The 15,981-nt window shown below is 47.0% G+C and carries 16 protein-coding genes and 1 pseudogene; 6 read left to right on the forward strand and 11 right to left on the reverse strand.

Going from position 1 to position 15,981, the window contains the following annotated elements; all coding sequences use genetic code 11:
* Window positions 1-66 precede the first annotated feature (66 nt).
* Entirely contained in the window at window positions 67-744 is a 678-nt protein-coding gene (locus ACFOEE_RS08000; protein ID WP_377122985.1) for a TorF family putative porin, read from the forward strand.
* A 76-nt stretch (window positions 745-820) separates the two neighbouring features.
* Here the strand turns inward: ACFOEE_RS08000 and ACFOEE_RS08005 are convergent, their stop codons facing one another.
* Genes ACFOEE_RS08005 through ACFOEE_RS08015 form a run of 3 tightly spaced genes read right to left on the reverse strand, consistent with a single transcriptional unit; the run spans window position 821 to window position 3,592 of the window.
* The gene (locus ACFOEE_RS08005; protein WP_377122987.1) at window positions 821-1,717 is read right to left on the reverse strand and encodes an aldo/keto reductase; all 897 of its coding nucleotides are present in this window, start codon (window positions 1,715-1,717) and stop codon (window positions 821-823) included.
* Entirely contained in the window at window positions 1,714-2,901 is a 1,188-nt protein-coding gene (gene purT / locus ACFOEE_RS08010) for a formate-dependent phosphoribosylglycinamide formyltransferase (protein WP_377122989.1), read from the reverse strand. Before purT ends, ACFOEE_RS08005 begins: the two co-directional genes overlap by 4 nt.
* Before the next feature lie 31 nt (window positions 2,902-2,932).
* On the reverse strand, window positions 2,933-3,592 hold the full coding sequence (locus ACFOEE_RS08015; protein WP_377122991.1) for a fumarylacetoacetate hydrolase family protein: 660 nt from the start codon (window positions 3,590-3,592) through the stop codon (window positions 2,933-2,935).
* A gap of 260 nt (window positions 3,593-3,852) precedes the next feature.
* Here ACFOEE_RS08015 and ACFOEE_RS08020 point away from each other — a divergent pair, with 260 nt between their 5' ends.
* On the forward strand, window positions 3,853-4,530 hold the full coding sequence (locus ACFOEE_RS08020; RefSeq protein WP_377122993.1) for a nitroreductase family protein: 678 nt from the start codon (window positions 3,853-3,855) through the stop codon (window positions 4,528-4,530).
* A 13-nt stretch (window positions 4,531-4,543) separates the two neighbouring features.
* On the opposite strand, the gene ACFOEE_RS08025 is transcribed toward ACFOEE_RS08020, so the two are convergent.
* The 3 genes from ACFOEE_RS08025 to ACFOEE_RS08035 are packed head-to-tail and all read right to left on the reverse strand — an operon-like array spanning window position 4,544 to window position 9,193.
* A complete protein-coding gene (locus tag ACFOEE_RS08025) occupies window positions 4,544-5,590 on the reverse strand; it encodes an efflux RND transporter periplasmic adaptor subunit (RefSeq protein WP_377122995.1) in 1,047 nt (348 codons plus the stop codon).
* The gene (locus tag ACFOEE_RS08030) at window positions 5,581-8,889 is read right to left on the reverse strand and encodes an efflux RND transporter permease subunit (RefSeq protein WP_377122997.1); all 3,309 of its coding nucleotides are present in this window, start codon (window positions 8,887-8,889) and stop codon (window positions 5,581-5,583) included. Before ACFOEE_RS08030 ends, ACFOEE_RS08025 begins: the two co-directional genes overlap by 10 nt.
* Window positions 8,876-9,193 carry an ArsR/SmtB family transcription factor gene (locus ACFOEE_RS08035; protein ID WP_377123013.1) on the reverse strand — a complete coding sequence of 106 codons (318 nt, stop codon included), beginning with the start codon at window positions 9,191-9,193 and terminating at the stop codon, window positions 8,876-8,878. Before ACFOEE_RS08035 ends, ACFOEE_RS08030 begins: the two co-directional genes overlap by 14 nt.
* 130 nt (window positions 9,194-9,323) lie before the next feature.
* On the opposite strand from ACFOEE_RS08035, the gene ACFOEE_RS08040 reads away from it, so the two are divergent.
* Both ACFOEE_RS08040 and ACFOEE_RS08045 read left to right on the forward strand, forming a co-directional pair.
* A complete protein-coding gene (locus tag ACFOEE_RS08040; protein WP_377122999.1) occupies window positions 9,324-9,515 on the forward strand; it encodes a YgaP family membrane protein in 192 nt (63 codons plus the stop codon).
* Entirely contained in the window at window positions 9,515-9,859 is a 345-nt protein-coding gene (locus ACFOEE_RS08045) for a rhodanese-like domain-containing protein (RefSeq protein ID WP_377123001.1), read from the forward strand. The genes ACFOEE_RS08040 and ACFOEE_RS08045 overlap by 1 nt, the downstream gene beginning before the upstream one ends.
* 81 nt (window positions 9,860-9,940) lie before the next feature.
* On the opposite strand, the pseudogene ACFOEE_RS08050 reads toward ACFOEE_RS08045, so the two are convergent.
* The 3 genes and pseudogenes from ACFOEE_RS08050 to ACFOEE_RS08060 form a co-directional block, all read right to left on the reverse strand.
* Window positions 9,941-10,132, reverse strand: a pseudogene (locus ACFOEE_RS08050) (helix-turn-helix domain-containing protein); the annotation flags it as partial.
* A 30-nt stretch (window positions 10,133-10,162) separates the two neighbouring features.
* A complete protein-coding gene (locus ACFOEE_RS08055) occupies window positions 10,163-11,050 on the reverse strand; it encodes a CPBP family intramembrane glutamic endopeptidase (protein WP_377123003.1) in 888 nt (295 codons plus the stop codon).
* A gap of 89 nt (window positions 11,051-11,139) precedes the next feature.
* Window positions 11,140-11,949, reverse strand: coding sequence for a sulfite exporter TauE/SafE family protein (locus ACFOEE_RS08060; RefSeq protein ID WP_377123005.1), 810 nt, complete (start codon window positions 11,947-11,949; stop codon window positions 11,140-11,142).
* A gap of 536 nt (window positions 11,950-12,485) precedes the next feature.
* On the opposite strand from ACFOEE_RS08060, the gene ACFOEE_RS08065 reads away from it, so the two are divergent.
* Both ACFOEE_RS08065 and ACFOEE_RS08070 read left to right on the forward strand, forming a co-directional pair.
* A complete protein-coding gene (locus tag ACFOEE_RS08065; protein ID WP_377123015.1) occupies window positions 12,486-13,463 on the forward strand; it encodes a DUF1852 domain-containing protein in 978 nt (325 codons plus the stop codon).
* Between the two features lie 21 nt (window positions 13,464-13,484).
* Window positions 13,485-14,516 carry a methionine synthase gene (locus ACFOEE_RS08070; protein ID WP_377123007.1) on the forward strand — a complete coding sequence of 344 codons (1,032 nt, stop codon included), beginning with the start codon at window positions 13,485-13,487 and terminating at the stop codon, window positions 14,514-14,516.
* A gap of 215 nt (window positions 14,517-14,731) precedes the next feature.
* Here ACFOEE_RS08070 and ACFOEE_RS08075 read toward each other — a convergent pair whose 3' ends face one another.
* Window positions 14,732-15,100, reverse strand: coding sequence for a hypothetical protein (locus ACFOEE_RS08075; RefSeq protein ID WP_377123009.1), 369 nt, complete (start codon window positions 15,098-15,100; stop codon window positions 14,732-14,734).
* 30 nt (window positions 15,101-15,130) lie between these two features.
* Window positions 15,131-15,589: a hypothetical protein gene (locus ACFOEE_RS08080; protein WP_377123011.1), complete on the reverse strand. Its 459-nt coding sequence runs from the start codon at window positions 15,587-15,589 to the stop codon at window positions 15,131-15,133.
* Window positions 15,590-15,981: the final 392 nt, after the last annotated feature.

Consider the following 15,981-nt stretch of genomic DNA (forward strand, 5'->3'; position numbering starts at 1 on the left):
AGTAAAAAATGGACTTTGGCGCATACGTTGCTATTGCTTAATCAGATACAATAATGAGGTGACAACATGACAACAAGAAATTCTCTACTCTGCGCCTGCTTAGCTTTATCACTTTATAGTGTTTCAGCGTCAGCAGAATTGGTCGCCAATGTCGCGGCCAGCTCTAACTACTTATGGCGTGGCGTAACCCAAACCAAAGATGCCGCGGCGGTGAGCGGCGGGCTTGATTACAGCCATGAAAGCGGTTTTTATCTCGGCACTTGGATGTCGACTATCGATTTTGGTGAAGAAGCCAGTGCCGGCTATGAAATGGATATTTATGGTGGCTATGCGTGGGAAAGTAACGGCATCGGCTACGATATTGGTTACTTATACTATGCCTACCCAGATGCTGCCAACAACCTCGACTTCGGTGAAATTTATGGTGCGGTCACTTGGCAGTGGCTGACGCTAAAAGCCTCTTATACTACCTTTGTTGATAGCGACTCCGCACCGAGCGAAGACATGCTCTACCTTGAAGCCAATATGGCCTTTACCGTCTTTAATGACACCGAACTGGCTATCCACATTGCCCAAAGCAGTGGCGATACCATTATGGATTGGTACGGTGAAGACGATAAATACATGGACTACAGTGTCAGCCTCAGCAAAAACGGCCTCACCTTAGGGGTGAAAAAAGTCGACTTAAAAGCGGACGACGACTTTAAGGTCTTCGCCAGCTACGGCGTGAGCTTCGAACTCTAATCACGATTTTTATACTTGCTGCAAATCAGGGGCCGTTTGGCCCTTTTTGCGTTGCACTATAGTACGTTACGGTGCGTTATGGCACGCTATGACCGGTTGATGCCTGCCAAATACGATACCATTGCTCACGTTCTAGCTTAAGCTGTGCCGAAGCCACCGCCGCACTCACCCGCTCGGCATTGCCGGTGCCAAGCACTATGCTAGGTTCGCTGGGGTGCATAGCCAGCCAAGCAAAAACCACTTGATCTAAACTCGCCGCACCAATTTCATTACCCACTTGTTCAAGCGTCGTCCGTAACCGCAGCGCTTTTTCATCTTGCGCCGAGAACAACCGGCCACCAGCCAGCGGTGACCATAGCATAGGATGCACCCGCAGCTGCTGACATTGGTCTAACGTCCCATCATCAAGGGCTTTCATCTCATAGGGTGAAAATTCGATTTGGTTAGTCACGAGAGGAAAATCTAGGCGTGATTTCAACATAGCAAATTGCGAAGGCGTAAAATTCGATACACCAAATTGCAGCACATCGCCATTTTGTTTAAGGGTATTAAACGCCTCTGCCATTTCATCCACATTCATCAGATAATCAGGGCGATGAATTAGCAACACATCTAAATGGTCGGTGCCAAAGTGCTGTAACGACTGCTGGGCACTGGCAATAATATGGGCTTTGCTGGAATCATAATGATTGGCTTTGCCTGCCAAGCCTTTTTTTGCCAATGCTGGGCGAATCCCACATTTAGTGATAATGCGGATTTGCTCACGCAGCCCAGGTGCAACTTTTAACGCGGCACCAAATGCCGCTTCACAATCATACTGACCGTAAATATCGGCGTGGTCGGTATCAATAATGCCTTGCTCAATACCATGCTCAATAAACGCAACACATTGCTGCGGGCTCATTTGCCATTCGAGTAAGCGCCAGAAACCTAGCACCATACGACCTATCGGCCGTGAAAAATTGGGGGTCATAATGTTATCTCTAATTTAGCCACTACTGCTTTAGCCTTAGTAATGGCTTCTTCAACATCATTGCCGCGTGCTAGTGCTACGCCCATGCGGCGTGTGCCTTTGACTTCAGGTTTGCCAAACAAACGCAGATCGGTAAACGGCTCTGAAAGTGCAGCAGCAACATTGCCAAACTGTAATTGCGTTGAGTCACCACTCACTAACACCACGCTTGAGGCTGATGGGCCATGGCAATGAATGTGCGGCACTGGTAAACCTAAAATCGCCCGCGCATGTAAGGCAAATTCACTCAGATCTTGCGAGATCAGGGTCACCATACCAGTGTCATGTGGGCGCGGTGACACTTCACTGAAGTACACCGTATCCCCTTTAATAAATAGCTCAACGCCAAACAAGCCTCGCCCACCCAAAGCGGCCGTTACTCGATGAGCAATATCTTGGCTGCGCTCTAGCGCAAGTTCAGACATGGCTTGTGGCTGCCAACTTTGTTGATAGTCACCATTTTCTTGAATATGCCCTATCGGTTGGCAAAAGCTGGTGCCGTTAATATGGCGCACCGTAAGTAAAGTGATCTCATAATCAAAGTCGATAAAACCTTCTACTATCACGCGACCTTTACCGGCGCGGCCACCCTCTTGGGCGTATTGCCACGCGTGCGCAATATCCGCCTCGGATTTCACCACACTTTGCCCTTTACCCGAGGAGCTCATAATAGGCTTTACTACGCACGGCATACCAATCTCGCGCACCGCACGCTCAAAGTCAGCAAAGTTATCAACAAATTGATAAGGCGATGTGGCAAGCCCCAGCTCTTCCGCGGCAAGGCGACGAATGCCTTCGCGGTTCATGGTTAGCTGCGCTGCCTTGGCAGTCGGCACGACCGTAAAACCGTCTTGCTCTAATGCCACTAACCGGTCGGTCGCAATGGCTTCAATCTCAGGCACGATATAATCCGGGTTTTCTTTACGGATAATGGCTTCTAACTGCTCACCATCAAGCATAGAGAGCACATAGCTGCGGTCGGCCACTTGCATCGCTGGCGCGTGAGGATAACGGTCCAGCACCACTACTTCCGCCCCTAAACGTTTAAATTCAATCACCACTTCTTTGCCTAATTCGCCACCACCGCAAAGTAAAACCTTACATGCCGTAGTAGAAAATGGTGTACCGAGCGCTTTGATTTTCATATTGGTTCCTTGGATTTTCACCCCAGAGGGTTTAGTCGATACTGAGTTGGGTGGTGAGGACGGCGCCTTCACCAAGCTGTAACGCCAGCTTATCATCGTGACGCAATACCCCAACACCTTTAGGTGTGCCCGTTAACACCACATCACCCGGCTCTAAAGTAAAGCAGCGGCTGATTTCAGTTAATAGACGGGTAAATGAAAACAACATCAAGCTCGTATCACCCTGTTGCTTAAGCTCATCATTTTGCCAAAATTTAAACTCGAACTGGCTATGTTCATCTAATTTCGTTTTTGTAAAAGGCGTTAATGGGCAGCTTTTATCATAGGCTTTAGCGCGCTCCCACGGATAACCTTGGGCTTTAAGCGCAGCCTGAACGTCACGCAGCGTCAGATCTAACGCCAGACCCACACCATGGATACAATGTAATGGCGCCACGGTATTACGGGTAATTGTCTCGCCAACTAACAACGCAAGTTCCGCCTCGTAATGGTGTGCTCCCAAATACGCAGGTAAAGATAACTTGGCCGCCAAATTGACTGCCGCCGTTTTTGGTTTCATAAACAGCAGCGGCTGCTCAGGAACCGGATTATCTAACTCTTTGGCGTGATCCGCATAGTTTCGACCAACACAAACAATCTTCCCTAAGTTAAGGCCTATTTTCGTGCCGTCCTGCCAGTAATGTGTGTACATAGTGATACTTAAAAAGAAATTTTACCGGACGTTAGCACACTCTATATTCAGTTTAAATCTCAACGTGCTGTATTCATTAAGCTAAAGTAACACTCTAAGAGGAAACCTAGTTTTACAGCAAAACATTATGCGTAGCTGACGTTTGCAAATTGCTGCGACCATTATATGATGGCAAAACAGGAACAATTAACAATACCGTAAATATAAAGCAACTTTTTTGAAGATAGTTCCATTAAACACAACAACCAAGGAATAACCCAATGCAAGACCATGCTCATGTTCCATTACAGGATTTTATTGAATACCCACAGGATGAAATGTTACAGCGCGCCGAGGCGTTTCTTGCCAACAGCCAACGTCGTCATTCGATTCGTAGTTTTAGCGACCGAGCGGTGCCGCGGGAGATCATCGCGGCTTGTCTAAAAACCGCAGGTGCCGCGCCAAGTGGTGCCAACCACCAGCCTTGGCACTTTGTGGCAATACATAGTCAGGATGTTAAAAAGCGCATCCGTGAAGCGGCGGAAGACCTTGAACGCTCATTTTATGAAGGTCGCGCTGGGGATGAGTGGCTCAATGCCTTAAAACCTCTCGGTACGGATTCAGACAAGCCCTACCTTGAGCATGCGCCATGGTTAATCGCGATTTTTAGCCAAAAGAAAGGTGGTATTCACATTGAAGACAAGCAAACCAATTATTACGTGCATGAGTCGGTAGGCATTGCCACCGGATTTTTGATCCAAGCGCTGCATAACGCGGGTTTAGCTACCTTGACTCACACACCCAAGCCGATGTCCTTTTTGACTGAAATTTGTGGTCGTGATGCCGACAATGAGCGGCCATTTATGCTTATCATTGCCGGTTATCCGAGCGAAACCGCCACTGTGCCAGAGCATGCGCTGGTGAAGAAATCTCTCGATGAGATAGCGACATTTTTGTGATTTAAGCTGGCGGCTACAGTGCCGCCAACGTATCTCCCACGTTAAGCCCACTTAGCACTTCAACCTCTGCACCAAGGCTGCGCCCAAGGCGCACATAGCGACGACTAAGTTGACCATTTTCAACCACTTGCACCATGTCGAGTTGACCATATTGCTGCACTAGCGCTGCGGGGATCATAATCGCCGGACGCTGCTCTAACGGATACTCCAGCTCAGCAAACATGCCGGGGATAACCCCAGGTAACAATCCCATATCGAGTTTGACTAAAAAACTGCGCGCATTACTGTCTGCCACAGGCACTACTTCACTAATGGTTGCCTGCTGAGTGAGCTTGGCCGCAGGGACATAAATCGTCAGGCTATCACCCACTTGCAAATGCGCGGCCTGCTGCTCACGCACGGCGGCTTGCACTTGTAATTGCGCGGGGTTGTAGAGCGATAACAGCGCCGTGCCGGGTGCAACTATAGTGCCCGGTTCAACCAAACGCTCGACCACAGTGCCACTAAAAGGCGCGTGGATTGTGGCATAACCCAGTGCCACTTGCGCAGCCGTCAGTTGCTGCTGTAAAGCGTTACGCCGTGCGAGTAACTCATCGACTTTGGCACGCCATTCATCCACTTGGTTAATTGCCACTAAGCCTTGTTGTAACAAAGCTTGGGCTCTTTCCAACTGCTTTTGCGCCTGCTGCAACTGTGCATTATTGGCATCTTGCTCAGCTTGCACTTGCGCGACTTGCGCGGTTAAATCTGCATCATCTAGGCTTGCCAAGCGTTGCCCTTGCGTCACTTTATCGCCAGCCCGTACCGTTAAGGTTTTGAGCTGTGCCAATAAGCGACTGGCAATAATGGTGTTCTCTTTTGCCACCACACTACCTGGGGCACGTTCACTCAGCGTCAACAAACTTGTTGTCACTCGTAACGTTTCGCCTAAATAAGCTGTAGTGGGCGCTTTATTGCCTGGCGCCACTTTGCTACTAAACAGCCCCGCCATCCAAGCGACGGACACCAGCAAGCCACCAATGGCAGCCAATGACAGCCAAAACTGCTTTGTTAAACGCATGTTGTTTCTCCTGCATGTGCTGGTGTCTCGTCGGAAAAAACCAAGAAGTAAACGAGAGGTACCACCAATAATGAAAATACCGTCGAGGCGATAATGCCAAAAATAATCGCCAGCGCGAGACCACTAAACACCGGGTCGAGAATAATCACCAAATTACCGAGCAAAGTTGTACCTGCGGTGAGCAGCACTGGCCGCATTCGTACACTACCGGCTTGTAATAGTGCCGCTTTGAGCGCAACCCCTTGCGCCCGCGCTTGATTGATAAAATCAATCAAAATTAATGAATTACGCACCACAATACCCGCTAGAGCTATCATCCCTATCATAGCGGTGGCGGTAAACAAGATGGGCTCAGGGGCACCAGCGATTTCCCGTTCACCAAACTGATTCAACAGCCAAAACCCCGGCATAATGCCTATCATAGTCAAAGGAATAGCCGACATAATGATCAGTGACACACTGCTCGATGCCGTTTGGAAACGCAAAATCACAAAAATAGCAGTTAACGCAAAGGCAAAGGCGATGCCCATATCGCGAAACACATCCACTGTGATACGCCACTCCCCTTCGCCACCAAAACGATAATGGGTGCCCGCTGGCAACTGCCAATTGAGCCCGCCACCACTATTTAGGTAATTACGGTTTTGCCAATGACTTACCGAGTGCGCTAACGGCGGCTCTGCGCCCTTATGCTCATCAGCAACCACATCGGCAATCACTTCTGCTGGGGTGCGGCCATTAAGCTCTGCGGTGACATAAATCACTTCTTGCAGATCTTTGCGTAAGATTGGCGGTTCAACCTGTAAAGAAGTCAACGTACCTAATTCTGAGAGCGCCACCAACGGCCTTGCAGCTGAGCGCAAACCAAAGTCATCCCCTTGTTTTACTAAATCTTGGTGACCACGAATTTGCAGTGCGAGCAAATTCTGCCATTCATTACGCTGCGCATATGGCAGCTGCAGCTTAATCGCTAATGGCTCTGCTTCTTGCGCTACATAAAGTAACCCTGCAACTTGCCCACCACTGGCAATAGCTAAGGTTTGATTGATATCTTGGGTGGCAATACCAGATAAGGCCGCTTTGTTTTTATCGGTTACAAACCGCTCTAGCGGCGCGCTGGCAGTCAGTGAGGTATCCACTTCAACCACATGCGGCTCAGCACTTAAGCGTGCCGCTAAAATTTGCGCGGCTCGCTGATGAGTAGACGCAGAAACAAACGCATCAGCGTAAACTTCCGCCACCAAAGTACTCAACACCGGTGGACCGGGCGGCACTTCCACCACTTTGACCATCACCCCAGCTTGGTTAAACTTTTGCAATGCAGCGCGTAACCGCAGTACTACGGCATGAGATTGATGCGCACGCTCTTGTTTGTCCTTGAGCAATACCCGCAACTCCCCAAAATGACTGGCTTCGCGGCGATAATAACCGCGCACCATACCATTAAAATCCATGCTTGATGGCTTTCCGACATAACCCGCCACGGCAGTAACTTCGTTGAGTTGCCAGACTTGCTGCTGCACTTGCTTGGTTAAACGCGCGGTCTGTTCAAGACTGCTGCCTTCTGGCATATCAATCAGCACTTGCACTTCATTTTTATTGTCAAACGGCAACAATTTCAACGGCACGGCACGAAACAGCGGCAAGCTCACACTTGCGATAAATAGCCCTAACACACCCCAGAGTAGCCATTTTGCCTTGCGCTTATCAGCAAGCAGTGGCGCCATCAGTTTGCTATACAGGCTCTTCGGTATCGCATGCACATCGTGCAACTCACCGCTCACACTTGGCTGAGTGAGCAACTTTTTGGCCAGCCAAGGGGTGACAAAAAACGCCACTATGGTGGAGACCAAGACACTAACCGGCACGTTAAACGCCATCGGTGCCATATATGGCCCCATCATGCCAGTAATGTAAGCCAGTGGCATAAACGCCATAATGATGGTCAAAGTTGACATGACCAGCGGCATTTTCACTTCGCTGATGGCGTTCACAATCGCGCTGTCTTTATCCTTGCTGGGGCTGAGTAAATGGCGGCTGATGTTATCAATGCCAGTGATAGGGTCATCGACCAATAAGCCTAACGACAAGATCAGCGCAAACAAGGTCACGCGGTTAATGGTATAACCAAAAGCAAAATCCAGCGCTAAGGTAATGCCGTAGCAAATTGGTACCGCCAACCCAACGACAATCGCGGGGCGCCAGCCGAGGAAAACCCCAACAAAAATCACCACAGTAAACACCGCAAAGGCAAGGCTTGAGGTGAGATCGTTAACCTTTTCATCTGCGGTTTGACCATAATTACGCAGCACCTTAACCGCAACTTCAGGAGGCAGTAGCGACTTTTGTAACTGCGCCATAAGTGCCAAGCTTTGCTCTGCCACCGCAACGGCATTACTACCACGCTGCTTCGCGACACTGAGTGTCACCATAGGCAATGACTGTTCATCTGCATGTGGTGCCAACCATTGATAATGGGTGGGTTCCGCTGGACCATCGAATACCTCAGCAACATCCTGCAAATACACAGCTTGGCCATTGATCACATTGACGACCAATTGCTCGAGTTGAGCTTTATCTCGCAGCACATCGCCCGCTTCAACACTAACTTGCTGATTGCCAGCCACAACATTGCCGACTGTTTGCAACTGGTTTGAACGCTGTAACGCGCTTAATACGTCCAACGGAGTGGTTTGGTGCGCAGCAAGAGCGGTAGCGCGTAAATGTACTTGCAATTGCCTCACACGGCCTGGGATTACCGTCACCTCACTGGTGTTAGGAATTTGCTGGAGTTGCGAAGAAATTTCTTGGGCAAAGCGCGTCAGGTCATAGTCGTCATAACGTTCCGATGCTTTACTGTAAAGGCCCAACATTAGGATCGGCACATCGTCGACTTCAACTGGGCGGATCTGCCACTGGCTTATCACCGCCGCCATAGTGTGTTGATTGGCGTACAACTTAGAATAAGTGTTCAGGATAGCCTGCTCACGGTCTTCACCGACGAAAAACCGCAGCGTGACCACAGTACCTCCGGTTTGAGTAGTCGAATACACATGTTCGACTCCGGGGATCTGCATCAAAAGTTTTTCTAAGGGAGTCGTGACTAAACGCGCCACTTCGGGGGCGGCGGTATTTGGCGCGGCGACCAAAATATCGAGCATCGGCACCACAATTTGCGGCTCTTCTTCTCGCGGGGTAAAGTTGAGCGCCATCGCACCTAACAGCAGCGACAACACAAACACAAAAATTGGAAACTTACCCGATAAACTTTGTCTAATTGCTTGTTCAACCACGCTCATTGATATCCCCTTGCTGACAGAATACCTCGTATAAGCTCTTTAAGATCACTGCAACGCGCTCATCGACCACGCGATAATAGATCACTTGCCCTTCACGCCGAGTGCTGACAATTCCGGCATTACGCAAACTGGCCAAATGCTGTGATAACGCAGATTGCGCCAAGGGGATAGAGTCATTTAACTCGCTTACGCTCACCTCGCCCTGTTGCAAGCGGCATAAAATCATTAAGCGGCTTTTGTTCGCCATGAGCTTTAATAAAGCCTCAGCTTGTTCTGCGTTATGCGCCATCGCCTGTAAGTCCATCATCATGCTCTCTGGGTCAGTTTGTTCATAGTATAAGCAATATATTAGAAATAACTAATATTAGCAATTGCTAATTTAGAAAATACTAATATACTAAGTTGGACTGCTCTTTTTTCACTCGAGGTTGATTATGAAACTGCATGCCTTCTTAAGACTCATTGCCGGGGTAATGGTGTTACTGTCACTGTATCTCACCCTGTATGTTCACCCTAATTGGGTTTGGTTTACCGTGTTTATTGCTGCTAACCTTATTCAATCGGCATTCACTAAGTGGTGCCCCATGATCACCATTTTAAAAAAATTAGGTGTAGAGGAAGAATAATGCTTAAACCAGTGCAGGAAGTTTTACAAACCATTCGTGCTGACGTGCGTTGCATCACCGCACAACAAGCCAAGCAGGAAATCAGTGAAAATAACGGCCTGTTGCTTGATGTTCGAGAACCCGAAGAGCATCAGGCCAAAGCGGCGCAAGGCGCGCTCAATGTGCCACGCGGCGTATTGGAGTTTAAACTCCCAGCTATCGAAGCCAATGCTGAGCGCCCGATTTACATTCACTGCGCCGCAGGTAGCCGCGCCACTTTTGCCGCCGAACAGCTGCTGCGGATTGGCTATCAAAATGTGACTGTGATTGGCTGTAAAGCCGACGAGGTCTGTGCGGTGTTCTAAGCTCACAAACCTAAGCAGGGCTGAAAGGCTGAGGCTTTTAAGCCCTAGTTTCGCTACGTCTAAGCTAGCAAACTTTTCCATGCGCCGATACATGGCTGACTTACTCAACCCTAAAAACTCTGCCGCCGCCAGAATATTGTGATCAAAATGCTTAATAGCTTTAAGGATGATAAGCTTTTCCGCCGCCTCTAAATTCATTAACGGTAAGTCATCACTATGGGTTGTGAGCTCAAGTTGCAAATGCGCAGCATCTAAGCTGTCGCTGTCCGCCATGATCACCACACGCTCCAAAACTGGGGAAGCTCAGCGTGCGATAAACGGATAAGTAAAAAAGCAAAAATGGATGAGGTTAAAGCCAAAATGGATACCAATTGGCACCAGCAGATTGTGGCTTTTTTGATAGCCATAGGCGCAGGCCAATCCCAGTAACGTAGCGATACCGGTATAGGCAAAACCTGCTGGAAAATGTGCTAACCCAAATAACAAACCTGAAAACAACAGCGGATAATAGCGACTAAAGCGTAAGTGCTGCGTCACCTTAGCTATTTGAGTTTGAATAAAACCACGAAAGAACGCCTCTTCGGCAAAACAAGTCACAAACAGATTGATCAGCGCCCAGCCAACAAAATACTCGCTCCATTTTGGCGCAAAATTGACTAAGCCGCTTGTCAGCCCAGCACCAAAACCTATCAGTAGCGTCGCTAAGCTGACAAGCCCAATACGTTGCCAATCTTTTACGGTTGCACTCAGGCGGCTTGGCATGACAAAACACATCAGCGCAATGGCAACCATTAACTTGTCGAAATTCAGATGCTTTGCATAAGGCACAGCATTATCATTAATCAATACTGCCTCAGTAACGAGCGGGTTGTTAAAGCCAGGCAAAGCATGAACTAACAGCGCCACCACCACAACAAACAGCGCTAGCCCCAAGGCCATTTTGCCGCCATTGTGCTGGCAGTGCGCAAAACCATAACTCAAGCCAAATAAGCAAGCCAACCCCACCAGTGCAATAGGATTGAGCACTCCCACCCTAAGCGCAATAACACACGCGGCGCCTGTGAGCAGCAAAGCTGCCTTTTGCTTGCCAAATGTAATGGCGATTAACGCCAACAAGGCTGGCAGAAAAGCAGCTAAAATATTGCCCGTTAAGGCTAAGCCAAAAAGGTTAAATTGGGTATCCATGCTCATTATGGTCAGCTTAGTCGTTTGATAAATTAAACCTGTGCAACATCATACGCGAGCAAACACGCTTTAAGGTATGGTTACCGTCAATGTCGTTATGCAAAGATCATCTTTGCCGCAGTCAGCATAAGCAATACCGCGAAGATTTTTTTAATGGTGGCAACCGGTAAATGATGCGTGGCCTTAGCCCCTAAAGGTGCAGTAAACCATGAGGTGCAAACAATGCCGATTAAAGCTGGCAAATAAACAAACCCAGCAAAGCCATCTTGAATCGCAAAATAACTGCTGCCAGAGCTGATATAACCAATCGAGCCAAATAGCGCGATGACTATCCCGCATGCAGACGCACAGCCGATGGCCTTTTTCATATCCAGCGAGAAAAACGTTAAAAGCGGCACCAGCACCGCACCACCGCCAATACCTATCATGGCTGACAAGCCACCGGTTAAGGTAGTGAAAAACGTCAGCACGCCTTTATTTGGCAAATTGCGCGCAGCGGCTGCGCTATTTTTGCTACTGGTAAACATTTTTACCGCAATCAACAACACACTCACGGCAAATACCAAACGTACCACTTGCTCTGGTAATAGCGCCGCCAAAAAACCGCTGATCAGTGCACCTAAGGCAACACCGCTCATTACCCAAGGTGCTAAATCCCATGGCACATTACCATTTTTATGATGAGCCAAGGCTGATGATGTTGAGGTGAATAAAATCGAAGCTAATGAGGTGGCAATTGCGACCAATACCACTTGCTCGGCAGGAAGCACAGCAAAGTACAGTAAAATGCTGCTTAGTACAGGCACTATCACCAGCCCGCCGCCAATCCCTAACAACCCAGCTAAAAAGCCGACGCCACTACCTAGTAGCGCGCAGGCTAACATCAACCACAGCACTTCACTCATGCACTTTATCCCTTCAGGTTATTACTTTTAATTCGTTTTTATGTTTTTGAAAAATAAATATTATCCAACCGGATTTAGCATCACAACGCCCTAAACAAGGTGCGTTAACGGTGAATTCCAGCAGATTATATCGGCCGCGAGTATAACAATATCTCTCCCGCTGATTGGCACTTTTACCGCACCTAAAGCGTGAATAATCCTCATGTTTTAGATGAAATAAAGACAACCAGCAGCAAAAGACGTCTAGACACCTCAACATCCAAACTCCGTGATGCGATATTTTCACCTTTAGCCAGCAAAGCATCCTCTACTTTGCCTCTTCAGCGCTTCCAAATCATGAGCCAGATTCATCTTAGTAGTGAAATAATACCGTTTTTATTCATGTCGCTAAGCGCGTATAAATCCCTCATCTAGAAACGCTCGGCACTTTACCGCCAAGGTTTGGTCTGTAATTTGGCAAACCCAAGGCACACTTTTTACCCGGTAAAGGCGAGGCAGAAAGCAACTCAGCAGCGAATATGGGATACCAGCACACCATGAGTAACGACTTTACTTTCAGCATTAAACGTATAGTTCTTGACGAAAACTATCATCCCTCTGATAGCACACGTATCACCACCAACTTTGCTAATTTGGCCCGTGGCGAGAGCCGTCAGCAAAACTTACGTAATGCGTTAAAAATGATCGACAACCGCTTTAATGCCTTAGCCCATTGGGACAACCCTAAGGGCGACCGCTACGCGGTGGAGCTGGAAATTATCTCGGTTGATTTAGATATTGCAGGGAGCGGTCAAGCGTTTCCATCTATTGAAGTGTTAAAGACCAATATCATTGACCGCAACACCAATGAACGGATCGAAGGCATTGTTGGCAATAACTTTTCTTCTTATGTTCGCGACTATGATTTCAGCGTGCTGCTACTTGAGCACAATAAAGATCAGGCTAAATTTAGCATTCCTGACAACTTTGGCGATTTACACGGCAAATTGTTCCAGTATTTTGTTAATTCAGAAACTTACAAAGCGCACTTTAGTAAGCCACCAGTGATCTGCTTAAGCGTGTCAGACAACAAAACCTATCATAGAACGGAAAACCAGCACCCAGTGCTCGGGTATGAATATCAGCCCAATGAATCGTCGTTAACGGAGCAATACTTCAAAAAAATGGGCTTACAGGTGCGCTATTTTATGCCGCCGCACAGCGTGGCGCCGTTGGCTTTCTATTTCTTTGGTGACTTACTAAATGATTACACCAATCTGGAGCTTATTAGCACCATTAGCACCATGGAAACCTTCCAGAAAATTTACCGCCCAGAGATTTATAACGCCAATGCGGTAGCGGGCAAGGTCTATCAACCTAACTTGAAGAATGCCGACCATTCGTTAACGCAGATTGTTTACGACCGCGAAGAGCGCAGCAAGTTAGCCATTAAACAAGGTCAACTTGCCGAAGCGCATTTTATTAAACCTTATCAAACTTTGCTTGCGCAGTGGTCTGCCAATTTCGCTTTATAATCCATGGGGATAGAGAATATAATGAAAACGCTTTTACCTACTTCAACGGCAGGCAGCTTGCCTAAACCGGCTTGGCTTGCCGAGCCTGAAAAGCTTTGGTCGCCATGGAAATTACAAGGCGCAGAACTGCTGGACGGCAAACACGATGCGCTACGGATCTCGTTACAAGAACAGCAAGCGGCAGGCATAGATATTGTCAGTGACGGCGAGCAAACTCGTCAGCATTTTGTCACCACGTTTATTGAGCATTTAAGCGGCGTTGATTTTGAAAACCGCAAAACCGTGCGCATTCGTAACCGTTACGATGCCAGCGTACCAACGGTTGTCGGCCCCGTCGAGCGGGTAAAATCGGTATTTGTTGAAGACGCGAAGTTTTTACGCCAGCAAACCACGCAGCCAATCAAATGGGCGCTACCTGGCCCCATGACAATGATAGACACGCTTTATGATGACTATTATCACAGCCGCGAAAAGCTGGCGTGGGAATTTGCCAAAATCCTCAACCAAGAAGCCAAAGAGCTAGAAGCGGCTGGGGTCGATATTATCCAGTTTGACGAACCAGCATTTAACGTGTTTTTTGACGACGTCAATGATTGGGGCATCGCCTGTTTAGAGCGCGCCATTGAAGGGCTAAAATGTGAAACCGCAGTGCATATTTGCTACGGCTATGGCATTCAAGCCAACACAGATTGGAAAAAAACTCTAGGCTCCGAATGGCGCCAATATGAAGCGGTGTTCCCAAAACTTCTGCAATCCAATATTGATATTATTTCGCTCGAATGTCACAACTCACATGTGCCGGTTGAGCTACTAGAATTGGTGCGCGGAAAAAAAGTCATGGTGGGCGCCATTGATGTCGCCAGCAATAGCATAGAAACCCCTGAAGAAGTCGCCGCAACACTACGTAAAGCACTGCAATATGTTGACGCCGACAAACTCTACCCCTGCACCAACTGCGGCATGGCGCCCCTTGCGCGCGACGTAGCCAGAGGCAAACTCAATGCCCTACGCGCAGGCGCCGCAATTGTACGTGCGGAATTGGCAGGCAAGTAACGGCGGATTTTGGGGTAAAACTTTGCCCCATTTTATAAATCCTGTGTTAGTGCACTAGGTGCTCGGCTAAATGGTCGAGCACCTTTTTTAGCTTGCTGGTTAGTTTTATTGCAATTCTATAGTCCATCAACAACTTAAACCAATCGCAACTCAGTGCCAATAGCGGACAATGAGCATCTACATCATGCACAGTGCAATGACGCGCCCCCAAATTATTATGTTTTTTGAACCCAGAATAGGGTTTGCTCCAACCAGGATTTTGTAATAGGTAAAAACTCTAGGAGTGATTCGATTTTAGAAGAACTAAATATATTAGCTTGTTCTTGGCTGCTTTTAATAGCGAAGAAATAGTCAGTTATTTGATTGATGTGTGACGTTTCAAGATTTAGTTTTATTTGAATTGACTTAACCTCAGCTGGATTCAATATTATTCCTTCCTTGGATATTGCTGTTTCTTTGGTATTCTTAACAAATAAATCATAATTTCTTATAAACCCCCCTTTATATGCAGGAACAAAACAACCGAGTTCTTCAAATATTTTTGCAACAAGAGTTTCAAATTCAAGCGAAGATAAGCATAACAAATAGAAAGTGAAATTACTGATCTTAATTCTTTATTGAGATAAAACATACTCAATTGCTTTTATGTTTCCAAAATTTTTATCCAGTGATAGAGGTTTGAACGTACCGCTAGATAAATATCTGTTAGCTTTGATACTAGCAAGAATTAACGGGGTATCTTTGATTTTTACCTTTTTTACTATTTCTATCACACACCCCTTAACAATTTCACCTTTATAATCTTCTAACTCAACCAAGTCTCCATTTTGGCTGAAGAAGTATATGTATTCATTGCCAATAGAAACTATTAAACAATCTCTTTTATCAGTCATTGTTTCTAAAAATGACTTGGCATCTTTAAGGGCTAGTGGTTTTAGATTGTGACCATCATCTTCTAGTATTTGCCTAATTGTTGATTGCCCATAAAAAATTGGGGCAAAATTTCTTTTACCAATCCAATAATCTACTTCGTTAATCTGATCAAAATTGACGTTCATGAAGAAAAATTGCATTTTAACAAGCCTATCGGTGAGAAAGCAGACACAATGACTACCGCACGATGTTATCCTCCACATTTTGGTGGGTTAGCTAAAAAGCGGAGCCATAATTGGTTAATCAAAATGACCAAACAGCAGACGAAAGCATGAAGATGTCATGTTTTACATTAGCTTAGATACTTATCATATTAATTACCGAGTTCACACGTTAAATTTTTTGAACTAGTAAAGGATTCATCAGCGTCAGCAATTCGCTCATTGAGGCTATTTTACTAACACTACAACAACAAAACTCAAACCGACAAAAATGAAAAAGGCCGCCTAAGCGACCTTTTTCTCATCTTTTAATAACTAAGTTATTAAGCGATGATTGATGCTACAACACCAGCACCTACTGTACGGCCACC

Source organism: Pseudoalteromonas fenneropenaei (assembly GCF_042643375.1).
Lineage (GTDB): Bacteria > Pseudomonadota > Gammaproteobacteria > Enterobacterales > Alteromonadaceae > Pseudoalteromonas > Pseudoalteromonas fenneropenaei.